Raw genomic sequence first — 22,109 nt, forward strand, 5'->3', positions numbered from 1 at the left:
TCACATAAAATTACTTAAATAACAGAAAAAGTTATTCACAATTCCGTTATTGTGGATAGTTTTATTTGTATTAAAAAAACGGACAACTGAAATGTATCAGTTATCCGCAAAATGATTAGCTATTAGTTAGTTGATTTTTAGATGCGTGAATTAACGTCCGAACCTCTTCGTAATCTCCTTCATGAAGGGCTGTCACGATCGCACTTCCGACGATGACACCGTCAGCAAGCCCCCCCAGTGTGCGAACATGTTCCGGAGTAGAAATACCGAACCCTGCAAGAACTGGAACGGAACTTGCTGCTTTGAGGCGTTCCAAGTGACCTTCGAGCCCTTCTGTAAATGACGAACGAACACCCGTGATGCCGTTTACTGTCACTGCATAAATGAAACCTTCCGCTGCTTTCGCAATGGCTTCAATACGCTCAGCTGGACTCGTTAAAGAAACTAGTTGAATCAATGCTACATCGCTATTTTCTAACGCTTCTTTGAGTAATCCGCTTTCCTCGAGCGGAAGATCTGGAACGATTAGACCATAGACACCACTTGCTTCACAATCCGCTGCTAATGACTGTAAGCCATAGCTAAGCACAGGATTCAAATACGTCATGATCACTAGAGGAATCTTGACTTCTTCTTTAAATGAAGCAAGTTCCTTCATAATCTTTCGCAATGTCATGCCTTCAGCTAACGCCCGCTCACCGGCTTGCTGAATCACATCACCGTCCGCCACTGGGTCGGAAAATGGTATACCTACTTCAATAGCAGTTGCGCCCGCTTCTTGCAGGAATAATATCGTCTTCTTCAACGTTTGTAATCCGCCGTCACCCGCCATGATATAAGGTACAAATGCTTTGCTTCCCTGTTCATTACATTGCACAATTGCTTGTGTCACTAGTTTTTTTGTCATTTGGATTGACCTCCCAGCGCATCACGTACTGTTTGCATATCTTTATCGCCACGTCCCGATAAACAGATAACGAGGAGCTCATCTTCTTTCATTTCTTTCGCTAACTGCACTGCATAATAGACAGCGTGCGCACTTTCAAGAGCCGGAATAATTCCTTCTACACGCGAAAGAACTTGTACCGCTTCAAGTGCTTGCTGATCCGTGACGGAATCATACTGTACACGCTTGATGTCAGCCAAATGGCAATGTTCAGGCCCTACTGCGGGATAGTCGAGCCCCGCGGAGATGGAGTGCGCTTCTTGAATAAATCCATCTTCGTCTTGCAGTACATACATGTACGCACCGTGCAAAACGCCTTCTTGTTTACCCGCTATGGCTGCCGCATGTTTGCCTGTTGAAATACCGCTGCCGGCTGCTTCTACTCCGTACAACTTCACATCTTGATCATCGACGAATGGATGGAACATACCAATCGCATTACTGCCGCCACCAATGCAAGCTACAACTGCATCCGGTAGACGTCCTTCATGTTCCACGATTTGCTTACGTGTTTCATCACCGATCACTCGCTGAAAATCTCGGACGATTTGTGGGAATGGATGCGGACCTAAAGCCGAACCGAGAATATAATGTGTGTCCTCTACATTGGAAACCCAGTAGCGCAATGCTTCATTGACTGCATCCTTCAAAGTACCTGAACCTTTATCGACAGAAACTACTTTCGTACCGAGCAGTTCCATGCGGAAAACGTTTAGTTCCTGACGACGGATATCTTCTTTGCCCATGAATACAATGCATTCAAGACCGAGTAACGCACAAGCAGTAGCTGTTGCCACGCCGTGTTGACCCGCTCCCGTTTCTGCTACAATCTTCTTCTTGCCCATACGAATTGCAAGCAATGCCTGGCCAAGAGAATTATTAATCTTATGAGCACCTGTATGATTCAAATCTTCACGCTTCAAATAAATTTTCGCGCCACCTGCATGCTTCGTCAAACGCTCTGCAAAAAACAAAGGGGTTTCACGACCTACAAACTCTTTCAAATAATAATCCAGTTCCTTTGAAAACGCGGGATCATGCTGCGCTTCTTCGTAAGCAGTTTCTAACTCCTGCAATGCAGTCATCAATGTTTCCGGAACGAATTGACCTCCGAATTTCCCGTAGCGTCCTTTAGTTTCTGTTGTCATGACGATCTCTCCTACCCTTCGCTGTATGAATAAACGTTTGAATGCGTTCCGTGTCTTTTTGCTTCTCTATCTCTACTCCACTTGATACATCCACCATATATGGATTCACTTGCCTCAACGCTTCACACACATTTCCTTCATGAAGCCCGCCAGCTAAAATAATTTGTCCTTTTGAAACCCCTGCATGTTCAAGTAACGACCAGTCAAACGTCTTACCACTACCGCCTTTATATTCAACACCTGGTGTATCAAATAAATAATAATCCACGTCATATGTGGTAGCGAGTTTCACGTCGTCTTCATTTTCAATAGCAAGTGCTTTAATAGAAGGTAATCCTACTTGTTGAATGAAGGCAGGTGTCTCATCGCCATGGTATTGAATGTAATCCAGTGGTACTTCATTGAATATTTTCAGTAACTGCTCTTTCGTTTCATCCACAAAGACTCCAATTTTTAATACAGAAGGCGGAATGAGCTTCGCCAATTCATGTGCCTGCTCAATCGTCACTTCCCTACGACTTGGTGCAAACACAAAACCTATAGCATCAGCACCCGCATCCACAGCTGCTTGTACATGTTCTGGTTTCGTTAGTCCACAAATCTTTACTTTTGTCATGGACGATCCACGTGCTTTTCTACTTGCAATGCTTGCAAAGCTTCTTTTACTGAATCACTGCGCATCAAAGATTCTCCGACAAGTACTGCACTTGCTCCAGCTTTTGCCGCACGTTCTGCATCTTCAGGTCCCCAGATTCCGCTTTCACTGATGAACACACGCTCTTCATCAAACGGGAAGTGTGACGCAATCCGTTCTGTCTGTGCTAAATCTACTTCAAATGTATGCAGATCGCGGTTATTAACACCGATGATTCTCGCATCGATTGACAATGCGCGTTGCAACTCCTCGACGTTATGCACTTCAACTAGCACATCCAACCCTTCTTCGTTGGCATACGTATATAGACTGCCAAGTGTTTCATCATCAAGTGCTGCCACTATCAATAAAATGACGGATGCACCTGCGCTTTTGGCTTGGTCAATCTGAATCTTATGGATCATAAAGTCTTTACACAACAATGCGATAGGTACAGCATCCGCTACTGCAGATAAGTCTTCAAACGATCCCTTGAAAAATTCTTTATCCGTCAACACTGAAATGCAGGCAGCACCTGCTTCATAATAAGTAGTCGCTTGTTTAACCGGATTTGCACCTTCTGCAATCATTCCTTTAGAGGGGGATGCACGCTTCATTTCAGAGATGACTTGCAGTTGTTTTGCTTTCCTCAGTGTTTGATAAAGTGATGGACGTGTAATCTCCCGTTCAGGAAACGTCACGTTATTCGCTAATAATTGATCTACCTCTATCTTTTTCTGCGCAATAATTTTATCTAAAATCGTCATTGGATAACCGCCTTTTGCCGAATCTTTTCGCTAAATGCGACTACAGCATCTAGTTTTGCTAATGCCTTGCCTGACAAGATACTGTCAGTAGCTACTTTCACACCTTCTTGAATCGTAGAAACTTGCCCATTCGCAAATAAACCTATACCTGCATTCAACACGACTGTATCGAACTTTGGTCCACGTTCCCCACCTAAGATCGATCGAGTAGTCGCGGCATTCTCTATTGCGTCTCCACCTTTTATTGCTGACAATGGTGCATATTCAAGCCCTACATCATCGGCAGTCATTGAAAAGGGAATTAAATCGCCATGATCGAGTAATACAAATTCATTCTGGCCCGCTAGAGACGCTTCATCCATTCCACCTGCTCCGCTCACGACAATTGCTCTTTCCCGCCCAAGCATTCTGAGTACTGACGCATATTCCATAATGAAATCCGGACGGTTAATACCTGTAAACTGTGTTTCGAGTGATACAGGATTCGTCAACGGCCCAACTAAATTGAAGATCGTCGTCTTACCAATTTTGTTTCGTATAGCGCCGATCCGTTTCATTTTTGGATGAATAGACGGTGCAAATAAGAAAGCAATCCCTTGTTGTTCCAGTAAATTCTGCATATCAGATATCTGGAAGTTAGAATGAATGCCAAGTGCATCCAAAACATCCTGGCTACCTGATGCGCTGGAGATTTTACGATTACCATGTTTCGCAACCTGGACCCCAGCACCCGCTAACACGAATGCGGCCGTCGTACTAATATTGAATGTATTGACTCCATCCCCACCCGTTCCGCAGTTATCTAGATAACGTGCCTCTGTAGGCGTCAAGTCATTTGCATAGGACTTCATAACGGCTGCCAATGCTGCTACTTCATGTGATGTTTCACCTTTTTTCGATAACGCGGTCAAAAACTGTGTAATTTGATCTTCATCTGTCGCTTCATTGAACATTAGCTCAGCAGCTTCTCTCATTTCTTCGTACATAAGGTTCCGCTGCTTCTCTACTATGCTTAAAAATCTCTCCATCCTCATCTCTCCTCTTCTCTTCTTTTCAATGCATTTACGCAGTCTCTCAGCAAAGCTCAGGCTTTGGCAATTAGTTGGTCACTTCTGTTGCTTCTAGTAAAGAACGGGCTTTATTGGATGTTTCTTTAAATTCTAATGAAGGAACAGAAGCTCCTACTATCCCCGCACCTGCCTGCACATATGCTTTGCCTTCTTTTACAAGCATTGTACGGATTGTCAATGCGAAGTCGATATTGCCGTTAAGGCCAATATAGCCGATAGCGCCACCGTAAATCCCACGGTGCTGGTCTTCCAGTTCATCAATTATGTCCATAGCAATCGGTTTAGGGGAACCCGTAACAGTTCCTGCCGGCATTGTCGCCTTCAATGCATCCAGAGCATGTAAGCCTGGAGCAAGGTCACCTGTCACTTCGGAAACTAAGTGCATCACATGTTCATAGCGAACTGTTTCCAAATAGTTTGCGACTTCAATCGTTTCGGGACGACAGATTTGTTGCAGTTCTTTCTGGCTTACCTCCACTAGCATATCGTGTTCTGACAGTTCTTTTGGATCATTGCGTAATTCAATTTCCAGTGCTTCGTCTTCCGCTTGGTTTCGCCCTCTTCTGCGAGTACCCGCAATTGGATTGGTTAATACTTTATCTCCCGTGACGCGCACAAGACTTTCAGGCGATGTTCCGATGACTATATGATCTTCAAACTCCATGTAATACATATACGGAGATGGATTGCGACGACGCAGTTTACGATACAACGCAAACGGATCACCTGCAATATCTGCTTCAAAGCGACGTGACAGAACGACTTGTTCCGCCTGTCCGTCTTGAATCGCATCGATAATAATCTGGACACGACGCTCAAATTCTTCCTTGGAAATGGCACAACGATAATCGGAAAGAGATACACTGTCTTCTTTATCGACCGAACCATTCACAATCATATCCTCAATGGCATCTAAGTCAGGTGCTTCGTATACCGGATTGATCTCTGTATGCAGCAACGTCACTTCGTGCAAATGATGGTCATAGATCACGATGGTATCGTAGATATTGAAGTAGACGTCCGGTAGCTGGAGGTCGTCAGCTGCTCGCTGCTCACCATTTCGTGCTGCCCCGTATCCTACATAACCAACCGCACCGCCTGTGAACGGGAAGCCTGCATCTTCTGTAATACGCGGCATGAGACGCTTCAATAACGTATAGAGGTCTCCTTCATGCGTATAGGTTCTGTTCGTCGAGTAGACGATTTCTTCTACTACACCATCCCGACCTCGATAGGCTTTTTGAGGATTCAGTCCAATGAATGAATAACGACCTGACCCACCTGCTTGCGAAGAACTCTCTAACAGGAACTTCTGGTTCCCTTTCAATCTTCTAAATATCAATATGGGGGTTAAAGAATCTCCTTCAATTTTTCTCGTCGTTACCCGTAAGTTCTTCTGTTCTGTCATCATCATCATTCTCCTCTTCTCTATGGACTGCCGTATAATATGTGTAATTAAATAGAAAAAGCCCTCTGCAAACAGAGCCAGTTAGCCTGTTGCAGAGGACGATTATAGAACCGCGTTGCCACCTCAAATTGAAGCACCGAAGTACTCCCACTTTATGTGTTTTCACACTACCCTTAACGCGGGCAAACGTCTGTTTTTCATCAAAACAGCTGCCATAAGTCCATTCACGAACGCTGTGTATCAGTTTTCACCAGCCACTGACTCTCTAGAAAGCACATGTGCTCGCTACTCTTCTTATTCATATCTTTTCGCTATTCTCTTCTCTGCTAAATCTCATCTGCCGGGACGATTCCGCTATCGAAACCTTCTGTCCATCTAGTTATTACACTTATCTTAATATGCTGAATCTTTAATGTCAACAACTTCTTACAGGAAAAATGCTATAATTAGCTTATTGTAACAAGTGCGGGAGGAGAATCTTTATGCGGATTAATAAATTTTTAAGTAGTGCAGGTATTGTATCTAGGCGAGGTGCAGATCAGTGGGTTGCTGACGGCCGTGTGAAAATTAACGGCCAACTCGCGGAACTTGGCAGTAAAGTCGAATCAGGTGATCAAGTCGAAGTCGACGGCAAGTTAGTTGAACAAGAAGAAAAGTTAGTGTATATCGCGCTTAATAAACCAGTGGGAATCACTAGTACAACAGAACGCCATATAAAAGGTAACGTGGTGGACTTTGTTAATCATCCATTGCGAATCTTCCACATTGGACGTTTAGACAAAGATTCTGATGGCTTACTACTATTAACAAACGATGGAGACATCGTTAATGAAATCCTACGGGAAGAATACGGTCATGAAAAGGAATACATCGTGACAGTGGATAGCCCCTTAACCGCTTCGTTTATTTCGCAGATGGAAAATGGAGTGAAGATTCTAGATACTGTAACAAAACCTTGCACAGTGACAAAACTTGGCCCTAAAACTTTCTCTATTATATTGACACAAGGTTTAAATCGTCAAATCCGCAGAATGTGCGCAGCGCTCGGCTATCACATACGCCGCTTGCAACGTGTTCGGATACTCACTATTGAATTGGGTGATCTTCCGATTGGCGAATGGCGTGAGCTAACAGATGCAGAGCGTAATACGTTATTTAAAACACTTGATTACGAACCAAAAAGGTAAATAGATCATGAAGGCTTTACAAAGCTTTCGTGATCTTTTTTGTTATGTAACACACTCGTATGTCTAACACCCCTAATAACCTATATATTATTTCTTCAACATCTAGTTCAAAACTCTCTTATTCATGTTATAATCAGACAGATTACTATATTCTTCAATCCATTAGGTGTATTTATATACCTTCATAACTATGACATTTTAAAAGTAAGGACTATTCTACTTTCCCATAACAATTTCTAAAGAAAGGATGTGCCTTTATGCCGTTACAGGCTCCAAGTATTTCTTCACACTTATCTGCAATACTTGATGAAAAGTTTTGCATATCACTTATTGACTTAAGCGGCCATCTTACCTATGTAAACCAGAACTTTTGCGAGCTGACAGGTTATGTCGAAGATGAGTTGATAGGTGAAACATGGGGAAAGGTACATAGAGATTTCTCTATTGAAAAGACGCTTTATATACTTAAAAAGCATTTCATACATGATACTGTCTATCAAGAGTCTATTCAAATTCACTCTAAGTCTGGATCAGTACACTGGTTGGATATTACCATTGTTCCTATTTACGGTACTGCCGGAGACTTAACAGGTTATCTGTCACTCGACATTGATGTAACGGGATCAAAAATGGTCTCAAATGAGTATGCTAAAACACGTATCGACTTGCAAAACTTTAAATATGCACTGGATGAATCCGCAGTAGTTGTCATCACTAATCCACAAGGCGTCATTACGTATGTCAATAATCACTTCTGTACTCTTTCGGAATACTCGCGTCAGGAATTGATTGGCAGAACACATCGGTTAGTCAATTCAGGTACACATCCAAAAAGTTTTTTCGCAGATATGTGGAAAACGATACAGTCTGGTCAAGTATGGAGAGGCGTAATCCGTAATAAGGCGAAGTCCGGAAGTTTTTATTGGGTCCATACTACTATTGTTCCGTTTATCGGATCAGACGGTAAACCATTCCAATACATTTCCATACGGCAAGACGTGACATCTCAGATGGAGGCGGAAAAGTCATTAGAATTGGCATTAAAAAATGACTTTTCTACGACTGTAAAAAACCTCCAAAATGCTATTTTTAAATATTCTTTAGATGAAAACAATCAAATTCATATTACATTACTAGAAGGAAAAGTTGCTGAACAGCTGGGAGTCACTGTGGAAACACTAAATCAGCTCGCTTCGAATAAAAGCTTCACTTTGTCTACATATAAGCGTCAGCTTCTCGGAGCTTTACTTGGTCGTGTAGGGCAGTTCGAAATTGATTATCAATCAAGAACTTTTCTAGTTTACCTCTCTCCTATTTTTGAAGATGAGAATGTAGTCGAAGTTGTCGGCACCGCCAGTGAAATTACAGATCGTAAAAAAGCTGAACGTTTAATTGAATATATGGCATTTCACGATCATCTTACTGGATTGCCAAACAGAAGGTTACTGAAGCAGACAGTAGAAGACTTGATTGAGAGTCGTTTAAACAATCGGGAACCTTTCGCACTGCTTTACATGGATTTGGATCGTTTTAAAAACATCAATGATTCCATGGGTCACTATGTAGGGGATCAATTGCTTAAAGCAGTTGGTGCAAGATTACAGACACTCGTTAGACAAAATGATTTGGTCGGTCGACTTAGCGGTGACGAGTTTCTAATTCTATGTTCTTCTACAACGAAACAAGGCGCACAAATGGTCGCCAAACGAATTGTCGATGAAGTATCCAAATCATTCCTCATCGATAACTTGGAAATATTTATTGCGCCAAGCATCGGAATCAGCATGTTCCCAGACGATGGAGCACAGTATGATACACTCATTCGTAATGCGGATTCTGCTATGTATTTAGCAAAACAATCAGGTAAAAGCACATATCAATTTTTCACAGAAGAGCTTTATAAAGACTTGATGGAACGAACTTTAATTGAGATGGAATTACGTCAAGTACTTCAAAAAGAGGAATTATCATTGCATTACCAGCCACAATTTGAATTTAATACCGGAAATATAATCGGTGTAGAAGCATTGGTGCGTTGGCAACATCCTTCTCGAGGCATGATCCCACCTGGACAATTCATACCGATAGCAGAAGAAACTGGAATGATACTTGCAATTGGCTTGTGGGTGCTAGAGACTGCTTGCAGACAGGCGAAAGAGTGGCAAGACTTAGGTCACACTTCACTATTAATGAGCGTCAACGTTTCCTTGCGTCAGTTTAAAAGTATTAGGTTTGTGTCCGATGTCAAAGATACACTTCATAAAACCGGACTGCTTCCACACTATTTGAATATCGAAATTACAGAAAGTATGACCTCTGACGTAGACTATTGCCAACACATTTTACAAGAACTCCGTGAGATCGGCATTAAAATTAGTATTGATGATTTCGGAACAGGCTATTCCTCATTAAGTTATTTAACGAAGTTTCCTCTGACTCACCTTAAAATCGATCAATCTTTCATAAGAGAACTACAATCAAATTCCGTTATTGTAAAAGCTATTATTGATTTGGCTAAGAACTTGCACTTACGAGTGATTGCTGAAGGTGTTGAAACATACGAGCAAGCCGACTTTTTAAAGAAACTTGAATGTGATGAAGCACAAGGTTTCTTGTATTCCAGACCCGTGCCTCCCGATGAGCTTTTACAGTTACTTACTACTATAAAATCATAATAAGTAGCCAGCAGATCGATATCTGTTGGCTATTTCTATTATATAGGGTCGCAACTGAATCGCTTTCTCATGAAGATCATACTAGAAACATTATTCTTCCTATTAATTTTGTGCTATAGTTTTCTTTATATTTCAATTTTTTAGACATACATAGATAACTATTTTCAGGGAGAGATGTGAATGGGCACCACTCAAATGCGGTATTCAATTACTGCGTTAGCCGGATTTCAATGGCTATTCTTTATGTTCGCTAATACAGTTGTAATCCCCATTTCGGTCGGTACTGCTTTTGAACTTGAGCAAATTGAAATCGTTTCAGCCATACAACGCTCATTTATCTATACGGGAATCGCTTGTTTACTTCAAGGAGCGCTTGGGCATCGATTGGCATTGATGGAAGGTCAGTCAGGTTTATGGTGGGGCGTTGTACTTAGCTTGGCGGGAACTGCGAGCGCGATGGGCTTAAGTTTAGCTACAGTTGGAGGCAGTATTGCGGTAGGCGCCATGATTTCTGGTGTACTGGTTGCTACTCTCGGTATGCTTGGTATGGGTGAAATACTAAAGAAGTGGTTTACACCTACTGTCATGTTCGTGTTTCTACTATTGTTGGCTAATCAGTTGATTACTATCTTCTTGAAAGGAATGATTGGTCTTAATGACGGAGAATTCATCAGTCTATCGAAGACTGTATTTTCATTCGCTCTTGCGGGTCTTACGATTATGGTTCATGTGAAGGGAAAAGGAATCATTAGCAGCTTGAACTTACTCATCGGCATGACGGTCGGATGGATTAGTGCTGTGCTGATTTTCCCACAAGTAGCTTCAGAAACGATTAAAACCACACCATTTATCCAATGGTTTCCTTGGGGTGAACCATCACTTGAAATGGGTATCGTGTTTACAGTGGTCATTACAGGTTTATTGAATACGACGAACACAATTGCTACTCTAAAAGGTGCAGAAGATATATATGAAAAAGAAACGACTAAAAGCCAGTATAAAACGTCATTCTTTATAACAGGAGGATTGAATGTCGGTGCAGGTGCGCTAGGCCTCGTACCATATGCACCTTACGCCTCATCCATCGGTTTTCTGCAGTCTAGCGGGATAAAGGACAGAGCTCCTTTCTTTATCGGCTCCTTCTTGTTCATTATCCTTGGACTTGTGCCACCCTTAAGTGCGTTTTTCTCCACTATCCCTCAAAGCGTCGGAAATACGGTATTATTTGTAGCCTATTTGCAGTTATTCCGGTCTGTCTTGCGCAATGTGGAAGGATTAACTTTCGAACCTAAAACCATTTACCGAGTCGCATTACCTGCACTTCTTGGGTTATCGATTATGACATTACCAGCCACAGTGTTTTCTTCACTTCCCGAGCTAGTTCAACCTCTATTATCAAGCGGGTTGCTAGTAGGGATCTTAGCTGCGCTCTTGATGGAATTAATATTTTGGATAGGTCAGCGATTCGGTCATTCCATATGAATATAAATACAGCCCTGATCTATATGATTAGGGCTGTTTGTACTTGTAGACTAAAAAACGCTCTGCTTTGTCGTGGATTTGCAAATGTGTAATCGGTATCTCCGCTATTTTTTCGAACAATGGGTGATGATGCAAGAAATAGACATATTCATCAGTCGGATAATATAAAATGATTTCCAATGCTCGAGGGCTATTTTCTGCTGACTTTAGAATCCGCTGAACTACAGATCGAAAAATATCCAAGGAAAATGGATTAAAGAAATAGAACGTCACAGCATCCGCCGGAATGATATAACTCTCCGCTACACAGCATTCAAAAGAAATAGATCCAGGTCTCTTGGGAAAGGCTTGCCGATACTCCATTAAGTTGGTCATTGCATTTTGATGTAACACACTATTCATTTCAATACCGATCGTGTCTAGGCAAAAAAGATGGTTTACGTAAAAAGGTACTCTTCCTTTCCCGCATCCAAAGTCAACCAAGCTCCCCTCTTTTAGGAGATCATGTTCAGCAAATAAATAGTCCAGCATCTCGTAAGGTGTCGCTTCATACCGATTATAATGAGATGATTGATGGATCCACTCTCTAACGCCAAGTGTTTTGATATGTAGGCGTTTATCCATAGATTGCTCAGACATTTTTCCATCCCCCCTTTATGTTATTTTCTACTAGAGAAAACCCCGGCATATTACTCATGCCGAGGTTCATCAGAAACGACGATGGTCTTATTACGTCCTGTTCGTTTTGCTTCATATAGACTTTGATCGGCTAATTCAATAAGTCGTGCCGGGTGGTTTGCGTGAAGTGGATAAGCAGCAACCCCACATGAAATTGTGATAACTTCGCCGCAAGGACTGACTGTGTCTTCCATTTTTTCACGAAGACGTTCTGCGGTCAAATATGCAGTCACTTTGTCTGATTTTGGTAATAAGATGACGAATTCCTCTCCGCCATAGCGGCAACATATATCCTGTTTGCGAACAATTCGTTGCATCCAATCTGCTAAGTAGATCAACACTTCATCGCCGACTGCGTGACCGTAGCGATCATTGACACGTTTAAACTTGTCTATATCAAAAATAATTAGAGCGAATGGCGTTCCATCGTCCACCCATTGCTTCATGTAACGATCCATTATTCTGCGATTTGTTAACTTCGTCAACGGATCGGTCGTTGATTGGTGAATGAAGTAGTTCATCTCATTTTTAAAGTAGTCCAAGCTATGCAACATAGCTCCTTTTAATTGTTTTGCTTCATAGTACCAATCAGAGATGGCTTCCATTTTCTCTTTTTGATCAGACTCTACACTGCTCTCCGTATAGTATGCCAACTTTTGAAGTGGTAGAGCAATTTTTCTTGACAGATATCTAACCAAGAAGAACGAAAGAAGCAGTAACGGCAGAGACTTTACTGCCATCTCTAGTACCATTTCTTTTGCCGGAGCAACTGAAGTATCTAATCGTCTTTGTACTACAATTCCCCATTCAGCAATGGGTACATAAGCATATCCCGCTAACATAGGTATTCCCTTTGTGTTAATTAGCTGTTTATGGCCACTTTCCCCTCTCATTACTTTTTGAACCACCGGGTTACTCGTGACATCCTCTTTCAGACGTTCTTTTTCTTGATGGTAAATTAGTTTCCCTACATAGTCTACTACGTAAACATACGAACCATTTTCATAGAAGTGGTTCCCTAAGAGTTTCTCCAATATGTTAGGTTGATCGAGATAGATAGCTCCTCCTAAAAATCCTTTATACTCACCGTCTTCAATAAGCGGAACACTAATAAATATAATGGGTTCTCCTTCAATTCCAACGTAAGGGTGAGAAATTATCTCCCTCTTTTCATTAATAGCTTGCATTGCCCCAATCGATGTCAACTTTTCACCAAGCAACTCCAGGCTCGGAGAAGATGCGCCTAGTATGACACCTTCTTCAGAGGCCACTGCAACGGAATCAAATGTATTCGTTTCTGTTCTAATCCGCTCAGCTAATGCATTCATTTGCGTTTGTGAAGAAGGGTCATCAAGGATAGATAGGACTACTTTCGCATTAACTTCTAATGTGTTTAATATTTCCCGTAAATACGTATCTGTAGTGGACGTCAATTTTTGTACATATGCGTAGTTAGCTTCTAGAGTGGTATTTATTAACGTTTGTTTGTGCACTTGATATGCTACCGTAGTACTCGTTAGAAAGGTCAACAAAATTGCTAGTATCGCTACGACTTGAATTAATTTTCTCAAGGACCATCTCATTTGTTTCCCAATCTCCCTTTCCCTATGGTGCTATCCTCCTATTATACCATAGAGCAAAGAAATGTTATGAGATTTTTTCGACTTTTAATACAAAATATCCCAGCACTTTACTTATATCCTCATCTTTACTCACATTTTTTAATAGGAAATTCCCACTCTGTATCCCTTATGACCTTGTTTAGATAATTCATCATATGCAAACGCGGCAGTATCGCCGATAGAAATCTGAGCGCCATCAATCGGTAAGAAGTCTCTTTCCGTCCGATAATTGCCGACCGCTTCCCCGTCAGGTAAATAAGTTGGGCAGATGATTGTCCAATCTAGACCAGAATCTTGCAACATCGTAAATACTTTATGGTGCTCCTCTGCTGCAAATGTCAACTTACGATGAGATTCGTTTGATTGGTACCGTAATTTGGACGGTTCTGTTCTACTATTCAATATGCCTGCCGTTCCAATCGTGACAATTCTTTTGATTCCGTGTTCTTTCATTCCTTTAATAATTACCGGCATCGCTTCTGTTAATGTGGTTGTTTTGTCAGTGCCAAGCGCACTTACAACTGCATCCGCCCCTACCAATGCCTTCTTTACTGCATTCTGATTTCGAACATCACCAGCTATGATCGTCAGCTTTTCATGGGGCTTGCACTTCTCGGGTGATCGAACTAATGCCGTAACCTCATTACCGTCAGTTAATGCATGACGGACAATTTCACTACCTGTACGACCTGTTGCTCCAAATATTGCGATTTTCATCTACTACATCTCCTATATTCTATGGTAGAAACTCGTTATGTTTTATGTTCGTTCTATGTCACGCAGACAAGCAATGCACCGCAAACAATACGCGATAGCTTTGGGTTGTTAATATGTTGTTAGCTTTCCCCATCGTTGCAGAGCGTAGATCCCGCGTTGGAAGAATGTCAGGCTATTTTGATATTCTTCTACGTCTAAAGTATATAGCGCATCTTCATTATCCCATATCCGGTTGAAATACGCGTTGATTTCATCTGTCAGCTCGCTGTCCGTTGGTGCTATAATGCGCAGATTCGCTTCCAAGTTGTAATCACGTAACGTGCGCTCTGTTATATTGGAAGATCCATTTGTAATATACGTCTCTTCTTCAGTCTGTACGGTTACCAATTTGGTGTGATATTGACCGATTACGGTATTATACCAACGTACTTTAATTTTATCATCGGTATTCTCCCTGATCTCTTGGACAACGGGGCGATTAGGCAAACCGGACTTTTTACTGCCGAATGAGTTTTCGTTCGGGTCTAGAACAATTTCTACCCGCACACCCCGATTAGCCGCTTGTTCTAAGGGTCGGATGACTTCTTGCTCTGAAAGATAAAACATACCCATACGGATCACATCATCTTTTTTTGCTTTTTGAATATCGTTCACTAAGGCGTCCATGACCTTGCTTTCGGTCAAATACTGTACTTGATAGGGACCCTTTTGTTCTTCTACCTCGATACGCGGTAACTTTCCGCCTGACGAATACTGAAGCACAGCCTCTTCCGCTTCCAATATATCATTTTGGATTGGGCCTTTCACTTTGAATGCCGCATTGCCGTGTCGACCACTAGCAGCGTGAGGATTTGAGGACGTAACTAATGCCGCTTGTTCTGTCACGAGAGTTTTTCGATGATTCGCTTTAACATTCAACAACTTCAAGTAAGAAGAAAGTTTCACATCTGGCGCATCACTCGCCAAAAAGTTCGGGAAACGATTTTTTCCGTTAAAATCAAACCACTGTAGAAAGATGCGATACACCCCCGAGTATAAAGGCATCGAATCACGTAATGGCTCTAAGTCTGTGTACACTACTTGCACGCCTGCTTTTTCCAATGCTTTAAACCATTCCGATTCATAAGATTCGTAGCCGGTATTCACTGGATCCGTTATGTAGACAATCGGTATATCAGGAAACTCTTCTTTTTTCTTCACAAGTACATCTGTTAGTTGATCTGCAATTTGAGGAAAATCTTCTTTCTCATCGTAGTAATCATCCATTAAAAAAAAGTCGAGTACGACAAATTCTTGTGCATCTTCAATCATTTGAAACACTTCATTGAATATACGAAGTTCTGATTTGTAGTGATCTTTCGACTTCGTCTTGGAGTACGTTAAATCATATATGAATTCTACGTCTTCTACTTGATGAAGGTCTCCTTTATAGGAAATACCTGGCGGCAACGGCTTATACGTTTGCCAAAGCATGACACCCACATATAGCAATGCAACGAAAAGCAACACATAGGAAGCTATACGCTTTTTAGTCATTTCATGTTTTTCTTTCAACACAAATTCTCTCCTCCTTTCCCTCGTCTTATTTGCTATATGTGTTCCTGAACGCCACGTGTGGAAATATTATACTTTTTATAACGTTCCCTCTCGACCTTGCAATAAACTGTATAAATCTTCATTATTTCATCGAAAGGTATGGTCGTTCAGCATGCCATTCAATAGTCACAGGAATCTGATATGTTTCGGATAGCAGTTCATCCGTCAACACTTCTTTTTTAGGTCCACTGGCTACAATTCTTCCTTCCTTTAGTAATAGTACATGAGTGATTTCAGGAACCAGTTCCTCTATATGATGTGTAACGTAAACGAGGTGCACATTATTTTTGGTAGCTGTTTCAAGTGCTTCAAGAAATTGTTCTCTTGCCAAAATATCCAACCCCGAACAAGGCTCATCCAAAATCAATAACTCTGGATCCCCCATCAAAGCTCGTGCAATTAACACACGACGTTTTTCACCTTCAGAGAGTAGTCTGAATTTCTTCCCTTTGACGTGCTCCAACCGAAATTCTTTCACTAAATAATCAGCACGTAGCCAGTCTTCAGTTAGTAGTTTTTCGTAAATACCAAAGCTTGCAAACTTTCCACTGATGATGATCCGCTCAATCGATTCATTCCAGAAGTAGTCCGAGAATTTTTCTAAAGAACTACTGACAAAGCCAATTTTTTTACGTAATTCAGGTAAATAGGTACTTCCAAATCGTTTGCCAAGCACTTCCACTTCACCACTAGAAGGAATTTCATATGTAGAAATAATGGATAATAATGAAGTCTTACCCGAACCATTCAGTCCAAGCATACCCCACTGTTGCCCTTGCTCAATCTCCCAATCCACATCTTGTAAGATTAGATTGTCTCCTCTTTTAAACTCAACTTCTCGCACTTGTACAATTGCCACATACATTCTCCTCTTTGTAAGAAAAGACCGGTTCGCGCTAAAATGCTACGAACCGGCCCTATCTTTTATTCGTTCTTTTCTTTTTCCATTTCACGATACTTTTTCTTTTCGAGTTCCTGATATTTTCTGTCGTTTTTCTCTTTTATTTTTTCAGCCTTTTCTGCTTCTCTGCGCGCTCTCTTTTCCTTTTCACTTTCTTTCCGTTTACGTCTCTTCTTGACTTCACCTTCTACGTGTTCAAATTGACGAATATCTGTCGGTCTGACTGTAATCGGTTCCCTGGCTAGTAATTTAGCCAACGAGAAGATCAGTAATAGAAGAAGTAAGGTAAACGGTAGAGCTGATACAAGTGACGCCGATTGCAAAGCTTCTAATCCGCCTGCATATAATAATACAGCCGCTATTGCAGTCATCAAGAATCCCCAGACGAATTTCACAACTAATGGAGGAAACAAACTACCTCGCGTTGTCATACTCGCTAGAATATACGTTGCTGAGTCAGCTGACGTGATTAAGAAGGTAAAGATTAGCACAATAGCCAAGAACGATACGATCCCTGTCATCGGCAGATGTTGAAGTGTCGCAAAAATAGCAGACGTCACATCTTTGTCTACTTCTTGTGCAATTTGTGTGCCATTGCGCAAGTCACTGTATAGGGCGGTTCCGCCAAGCGTTGCAATCCACATACAAGAAAATGCAGGCGGTATCACCATGACCCCCATGATAAATTCACGGATTGTCCGTCCTTTCGATACACGTGCAACGAATGCACCAACGAAAGGAGACCATGCAATAGTCCAAGCCCAGTAGAAAATGGTCCAATCCTTCACCCAAGTACCACCTTGATATGGTTGAAGACGCAAGCTATACGTAATGAAGTTATTAATATAATCTCCAATGGCTAGTGTAAAGGTTTCCAATATAAATACTTTCGGTCCAACTACAAAGAAAAATAGCAATAACGCAATCGCCATACCCAAGTTAAAGTTACCTAGATAAGCGATACCTTTACTCAAACCTGTAGAAGCAGAAGTCATGTAGGCAACGAACACAACAGCAATGATTAGCAGTTGAATCGTAAACGTACTCTTAATATTAAAGACATACTCCATACCACCACTCATCTGCAAGACACCCATACCTAACGAAGTAGCAATACCCATGACAGTTGCTACTACCGCAAATGAATCGATACCTGTCTTCACGTGGCGATTACTTCCGATCAAAGGCTCAAGCGCCGTTGAAATCAAACCATCCTTCTTCTTTCGAAATTGAAGAAACCCAATAACTAGCCCTACTATGCCAAATATGGCCCATTGAGAAATACCCCAGTGGAAGAATGAATAGCCCATCGCCACACGTGCCGCCTCTTCTGTCTGCGCTTCGGCACCTGCAATGGGTGACTTAAAGTAGTGACTCATCGGCTCCGCCACACCCCAGAACACCAACCCTACACCGAAACCGGCAGAAAAGAGCATACCAATCCAAGTAAAAAACGGATATTCCGGACGTTCTGTATCTCCACCTAAACGAATGGCTCCAAATTTACTAATTGCCAATCCTACTAAAAATATAATGACAATAAATACGGCAAGTAAATAAAACCATCCAAAATTATCTGTCGTAAAATGATAAAGCTTTTCAGAAACCACACCAAACGGGACAGGTATGGACGCTCCTAGTACGACGAGCACAAAAATAAATACGGCAGAAATAGAGAACACGGGATTTTTCCAGAACTTTTTATCCAAACCTATCGACTCCTAGTGTTCATTTGGTAACTCTCTTACTACACTCTTTACCCCAATCACAGGAAATATAACGTACTTCTGCCCATATAAATTACAGAATAAGAAGTTACCAAATAGATTATAACTGTTAATATTACACATCAAAAAAGACATCTTCAAGTGAAAATGTCTTTTCCAGTATATATTCAGTTCATTTCATCCTCTATTCCCTGTGACCAGCGTAAGGCTTGTAGAAAAATATTACTTAACTCTTTTTGAGGGATTGCTAGTTCACGTGAAAGTCGCTCTACTGCTTCCCATTCAAAACGTTCTATCGATTTTACCAGCTCCATGTATGGGCTCATTTCCGTTTGCTTCCCCTTTAACGTATCCATAATCACATCGGACAAAGAAAGTAATGGCAGAATATCTTCCCATTTCCGTCGCATCACTGCATCGATCAAAGAAAACATACCTGCTAGAAAGTACTCGTCCTTATTGGGCTTTCTTTTATACTTCGCCAATAGCTCACATGCTCGTGCACGACGAAGCGATAATTCAATAAGTGCTTTCACACGACCGTCGCGCAGGTCTTGACCTAAATCATGTAACATCAGAACTTGTAACCACTTCTTCGTTTCATTTAACCCAATCATCATGATTGCCTGCTTAATAGAGCTGATCTGACGCGGTATGTCAAAGGCTAGTGAGTTGATAAAACGTAATAATTTAAAGGATATCGATACATCTTGCATAATTAAATTGGAGAGTTGATTGATAGATAGGGAATCTTGTTGGAAATAGTCAATAATTTTCAAATGAATTAAGGTATTGGATGGAATCTCGGTACTTTGAATAATATCAGGCTTTGCGAAAAAGTAGCCTTGAAACAAATCATAACCACTCTTTAATGCTAGCTGGTAATCTGACTCTGTCTCCACCTTTTCCGCCAATAATATAATCGATGGATATTGTTTCAAAAAAGTGTTGATTTGATGCTTCTCCATTATACTTGTTTGGATGAAATCCACTTTTATAATATCCACGAGTTCAAATAACTGAGAATGTATCCTATATTGATCTTGTAAAATAAAGTCATCCAATGCTAGCGTGAATCCCGCTTCCTTAAACATCCGCAACCGATGCAACAGAGCAGGTGTTATTTCCACGTCTTCTAAAATCTCAATTACTACTTGGTCGGGATTCAGATTCATAAATACATCTTGTGCTAGCAGTTCACCTGAGAAATTTATAAATGAACGCACACCACTTGTTACCTGATCTATTCCAACAGTGAGAAAAGTATTGATCAATAGACCGATTGTAGCCTGTTCAGGATTTATATCAGGAAAGAAGTTTTCTTCGCTATTTCGATATAGTAGTTCGTATGCATAAATCGCACCTGATCGGTTTAGGATCGGTTGTCTTCCGATAAATATGGAGTAATCATCCATTTATGCCATCTCCACGTTTCATTTGAACGTCCCCTTCATTGTATGTATACCTCTTAGAAAACTACTGAAGCCATGTACTTCTCCAATTTAGTCAATTAGATACCGCTTTACCCCTCCCATTGTACTAGATTATACGTTATTAATAAATATATTAATTAGATATAACTATTCCGTTCCGATATTCCACTCATTTAGAAATGCGGGTGATCATGATGACAATTTAATAAAAGACTCTAACCGCGGTCATGCATTGATGTATGAACATGCAGATAAAGAGAGGATTTATACGAATATGAAGAAGAAGCGCATACTACGTGTCTATGGATCATCAACATGTAAGACGACGCATAGACTAATGACTCTCCTATAATCCTAGGAGAAAAGAAGAACGAATATCTTTTAGTGTTTAATTACAAGGAATCAATGGTATCTTGTGTAGAAAGGATCGATACGGAGGTGTTCTTATTGTTAAAACGAAGAATGAAAAATGCGCAACGTTCACAAGAAATTATAAATGTTTTTTTGAGAAATGGATTCAGTCATATTTTATTTCGTCTTGGGTTGACAGACAGAAAATTTTCTTCTGCGGATGAACAAGTTGATCTAAACTTATATCATGTTGGCAAAAGATTACGAATTGCATTGGAACAACTCGGCCCCACTTTCATTAAGCTTGGGCAAATCGCCAGCGGCCGACGCGATTTAGTCCCAGAGGAAATTGCTTCAGAGCTTGAAAAACTACAAGATCACGTGGAGTCTTTCCCATTCGAAGTAGTAAGGGAAATAATCGAGCAGCAATTAGGTGGAACGATTGAAGAACTTTTCTTGGAATTCAATGAGGAGCCACTCGCTTCAGCTTCTATAGGCCAAGTGCATACGGCTCGGTTGCCTAACGGTGAACATGTAGCTGTGAAAATCCAGCGCCCTAATATCCAACAACAAGTGAATACCGACCTCGCTATTTTACACGATTTGGCAGGGTTTCTTGAAAAGAACATGGACTGGGCGAAAGCGTATCATATAAAAGATTTAATCTATGAGTTTTCTCATTCTCTACGGGAAGAATTGGACTATTATCTAGAAGGTCGTAACGCTGAACGAATCTCGAGACAATTTGCAAAAAATCCTACGATCCAAGTTCCGCTTATTTACGATGAATACACTACGCGTGTCGTGCTTACGGCAGGGCTAGTCACCGGTATTAAAGTGAGCAATATCGAACAACTAGACCGCGAAGGGTATAATCGCAAGGTGATTGCAGAAAGAATTGCAGACTCCATGCTGTCTCAAGTAATGGAAAATGGTTTTTTTCACGGTGATCCTCATCCTGGTAACATCTTCATCACACCTGGAAACACTATCCACTATTTGGATTTCGGTATGGTCGGTCAACTAAGCAAGGAAATGACTTATCATTTTGTTTCATTGCTCGTCGCCTTGCAAAAAGGAAATATTACTCGATTAATCGATGTATTCGAAGCTATGAATATTTTACATGAACAGACTAAAACAGATGCTTTATATCGTGATTTACAGATTATTCAACGGAAATATTATGAGACACCCCTTACAGATTTAAGGCTAGGCGATGTTTTTATGGAAATTTTCTCAATCGCTTATCGGCACCGCATACGTTTACCAAATGAAATTGCGATTCTTGTAAAAGTGATTCTGACACTTGAAGGTGTACTCGGAAAGTTGGATCCTACATTCAGTATTATGAAAGCCATCGAACCGTATGGCAAAAAGATGGTACTTAAACAATTTGATCCACGCTACTTACTGGAAAATGGCTGGCATACTTTTGTGAAGAATGCTGAAATTCTATCAGAATTACCTAACGACATGAAAAAAGCCATCAAAACTATACAAAAAGGGAAAGTGGAATTAGATGTCGGCTTGAAACAAACAAATATTATTTTCCGCCGGCTTGATAAAATTGCTAATCGTCTTTCGTTAAGTATCGTGTTGTTGGCATTCAGTATTCTGATGGTCGGCCTCATTATCGGCTCTGCCATTGCTGGGCAAACGGCACTCTTCTTTAAGTTGCCGCTCATTGAAGTCGGTGCTGTCATCGCGACCTTAATGTTTACTTACTTGCTATTTTCCATTGTACGTTCCGGACGAATATAGCGT

General features: G+C 41.1%; 17 protein-coding genes and 1 other annotated feature. Of the genes, 4 read left to right on the forward strand and 13 right to left on the reverse strand.

Annotation, left to right across the window (positions count from 1 at the left end):
- Positions 1–115: 115 nt before the first annotated feature.
- The 6 genes from trpA to SporoP17a_RS08795 all read right to left on the reverse strand — a co-directional run bounded on the left by trpA (position 116) and on the right by SporoP17a_RS08795 (position 5,973).
- Entirely contained in the window at positions 116–907 is a 792-nt protein-coding gene (gene trpA / locus SporoP17a_RS08770; RefSeq protein WP_083034304.1) for a tryptophan synthase subunit alpha, read from the reverse strand.
- Positions 904–2,094, reverse strand: a complete 1,191-nt coding sequence (gene trpB, locus SporoP17a_RS08775; protein WP_083034305.1) for a tryptophan synthase subunit beta — start codon at positions 2,092–2,094, stop codon at positions 904–906. Before trpB ends, trpA begins: the two co-directional genes overlap by 4 nt.
- On the reverse strand, positions 2,078–2,710 hold the full coding sequence (locus tag SporoP17a_RS08780) for a phosphoribosylanthranilate isomerase (RefSeq protein ID WP_083034306.1): 633 nt from the start codon (positions 2,708–2,710) through the stop codon (positions 2,078–2,080). Before SporoP17a_RS08780 ends, trpB begins: the two co-directional genes overlap by 17 nt.
- Positions 2,707–3,495: an indole-3-glycerol phosphate synthase TrpC gene (gene trpC, locus SporoP17a_RS08785; protein WP_083034307.1), complete on the reverse strand. Its 789-nt coding sequence runs from the start codon at positions 3,493–3,495 to the stop codon at positions 2,707–2,709. The genes SporoP17a_RS08780 and trpC overlap by 4 nt, the downstream gene beginning before the upstream one ends.
- Positions 3,492–4,523 carry an anthranilate phosphoribosyltransferase gene (gene trpD, locus SporoP17a_RS08790; RefSeq protein WP_083034308.1) on the reverse strand — a complete coding sequence of 344 codons (1,032 nt, stop codon included), beginning with the start codon at positions 4,521–4,523 and terminating at the stop codon, positions 3,492–3,494. Before trpD ends, trpC begins: the two co-directional genes overlap by 4 nt.
- Positions 4,524–4,593: 70 nt before the next feature.
- The gene (locus tag SporoP17a_RS08795; protein ID WP_237262297.1) at positions 4,594–5,973 is read right to left on the reverse strand and encodes an anthranilate synthase component I family protein; all 1,380 of its coding nucleotides are present in this window, start codon (positions 5,971–5,973) and stop codon (positions 4,594–4,596) included.
- Between the two features lie 91 nt (positions 5,974–6,064).
- Positions 6,065–6,284, reverse strand: a binding site (T-box leader).
- Between the two features lie 171 nt (positions 6,285–6,455).
- Between SporoP17a_RS08795 and SporoP17a_RS08800 the strand changes: the two genes are divergently transcribed.
- The 3 genes from SporoP17a_RS08800 to SporoP17a_RS08810 all read left to right on the forward strand — a co-directional run bounded on the left by SporoP17a_RS08800 (position 6,456) and on the right by SporoP17a_RS08810 (position 11,317).
- The gene (locus SporoP17a_RS08800; RefSeq protein WP_083034310.1) at positions 6,456–7,160 is read left to right on the forward strand and encodes a pseudouridine synthase; all 705 of its coding nucleotides are present in this window, start codon (positions 6,456–6,458) and stop codon (positions 7,158–7,160) included.
- A 257-nt stretch (positions 7,161–7,417) separates the two neighbouring features.
- Positions 7,418–9,835, forward strand: a complete 2,418-nt coding sequence (locus SporoP17a_RS08805; RefSeq protein ID WP_083034311.1) for a bifunctional diguanylate cyclase/phosphodiesterase — start codon at positions 7,418–7,420, stop codon at positions 9,833–9,835.
- 180 nt (positions 9,836–10,015) lie between these two features.
- A complete protein-coding gene (locus SporoP17a_RS08810; protein WP_237262298.1) occupies positions 10,016–11,317 on the forward strand; it encodes a uracil/xanthine transporter in 1,302 nt (433 codons plus the stop codon).
- A gap of 27 nt (positions 11,318–11,344) precedes the next feature.
- On the opposite strand, the gene SporoP17a_RS08815 is transcribed toward SporoP17a_RS08810, so the two are convergent.
- The 7 genes from SporoP17a_RS08815 to SporoP17a_RS08845 form a co-directional block, all read right to left on the reverse strand.
- Entirely contained in the window at positions 11,345–11,956 is a 612-nt protein-coding gene (locus SporoP17a_RS08815) for a hypothetical protein (protein ID WP_083034312.1), read from the reverse strand.
- A 50-nt stretch (positions 11,957–12,006) separates the two neighbouring features.
- Positions 12,007–13,578: a sensor domain-containing diguanylate cyclase gene (locus SporoP17a_RS08820; RefSeq protein ID WP_083034313.1), complete on the reverse strand. Its 1,572-nt coding sequence runs from the start codon at positions 13,576–13,578 to the stop codon at positions 12,007–12,009.
- 138 nt (positions 13,579–13,716) lie between these two features.
- Complete coding sequence (locus tag SporoP17a_RS08825; RefSeq protein WP_083034314.1) at positions 13,717–14,334, reverse strand: NAD(P)-dependent oxidoreductase; 618 nt, start codon at positions 14,332–14,334, stop codon at positions 13,717–13,719.
- Positions 14,335–14,442: 108 nt separating this feature from the next.
- Entirely contained in the window at positions 14,443–15,891 is a 1,449-nt protein-coding gene (locus tag SporoP17a_RS08830) for a phospholipase D family protein (protein WP_156890549.1), read from the reverse strand.
- A gap of 121 nt (positions 15,892–16,012) precedes the next feature.
- Complete coding sequence (locus SporoP17a_RS08835; protein WP_237262299.1) at positions 16,013–16,789, reverse strand: ABC transporter ATP-binding protein; 777 nt, start codon at positions 16,787–16,789, stop codon at positions 16,013–16,015.
- A 65-nt stretch (positions 16,790–16,854) separates the two neighbouring features.
- Positions 16,855–18,540 (reverse strand): BCCT family transporter, encoded by a 1,686-nt coding sequence (locus SporoP17a_RS08840; RefSeq protein ID WP_083034316.1) that lies wholly within the window; start codon positions 18,538–18,540, stop codon positions 16,855–16,857.
- 185 nt (positions 18,541–18,725) lie between these two features.
- Positions 18,726–19,973 carry an EAL and HDOD domain-containing protein gene (locus tag SporoP17a_RS08845; RefSeq protein ID WP_083034317.1) on the reverse strand — a complete coding sequence of 416 codons (1,248 nt, stop codon included), beginning with the start codon at positions 19,971–19,973 and terminating at the stop codon, positions 18,726–18,728.
- 456 nt (positions 19,974–20,429) lie between these two features.
- On the opposite strand from SporoP17a_RS08845, the gene SporoP17a_RS08850 reads away from it, so the two are divergent.
- Entirely contained in the window at positions 20,430–22,106 is a 1,677-nt protein-coding gene (locus SporoP17a_RS08850; protein WP_237262300.1) for an ABC1 kinase family protein, read from the forward strand.
- Positions 22,107–22,109 lie beyond the last annotated feature (3 nt).

The organism is Sporosarcina ureae, assembly GCF_002082015.1.
Classification (GTDB): Bacteria; Bacillota; Bacilli; order Bacillales_A; family Planococcaceae; genus Sporosarcina; species Sporosarcina ureae_A.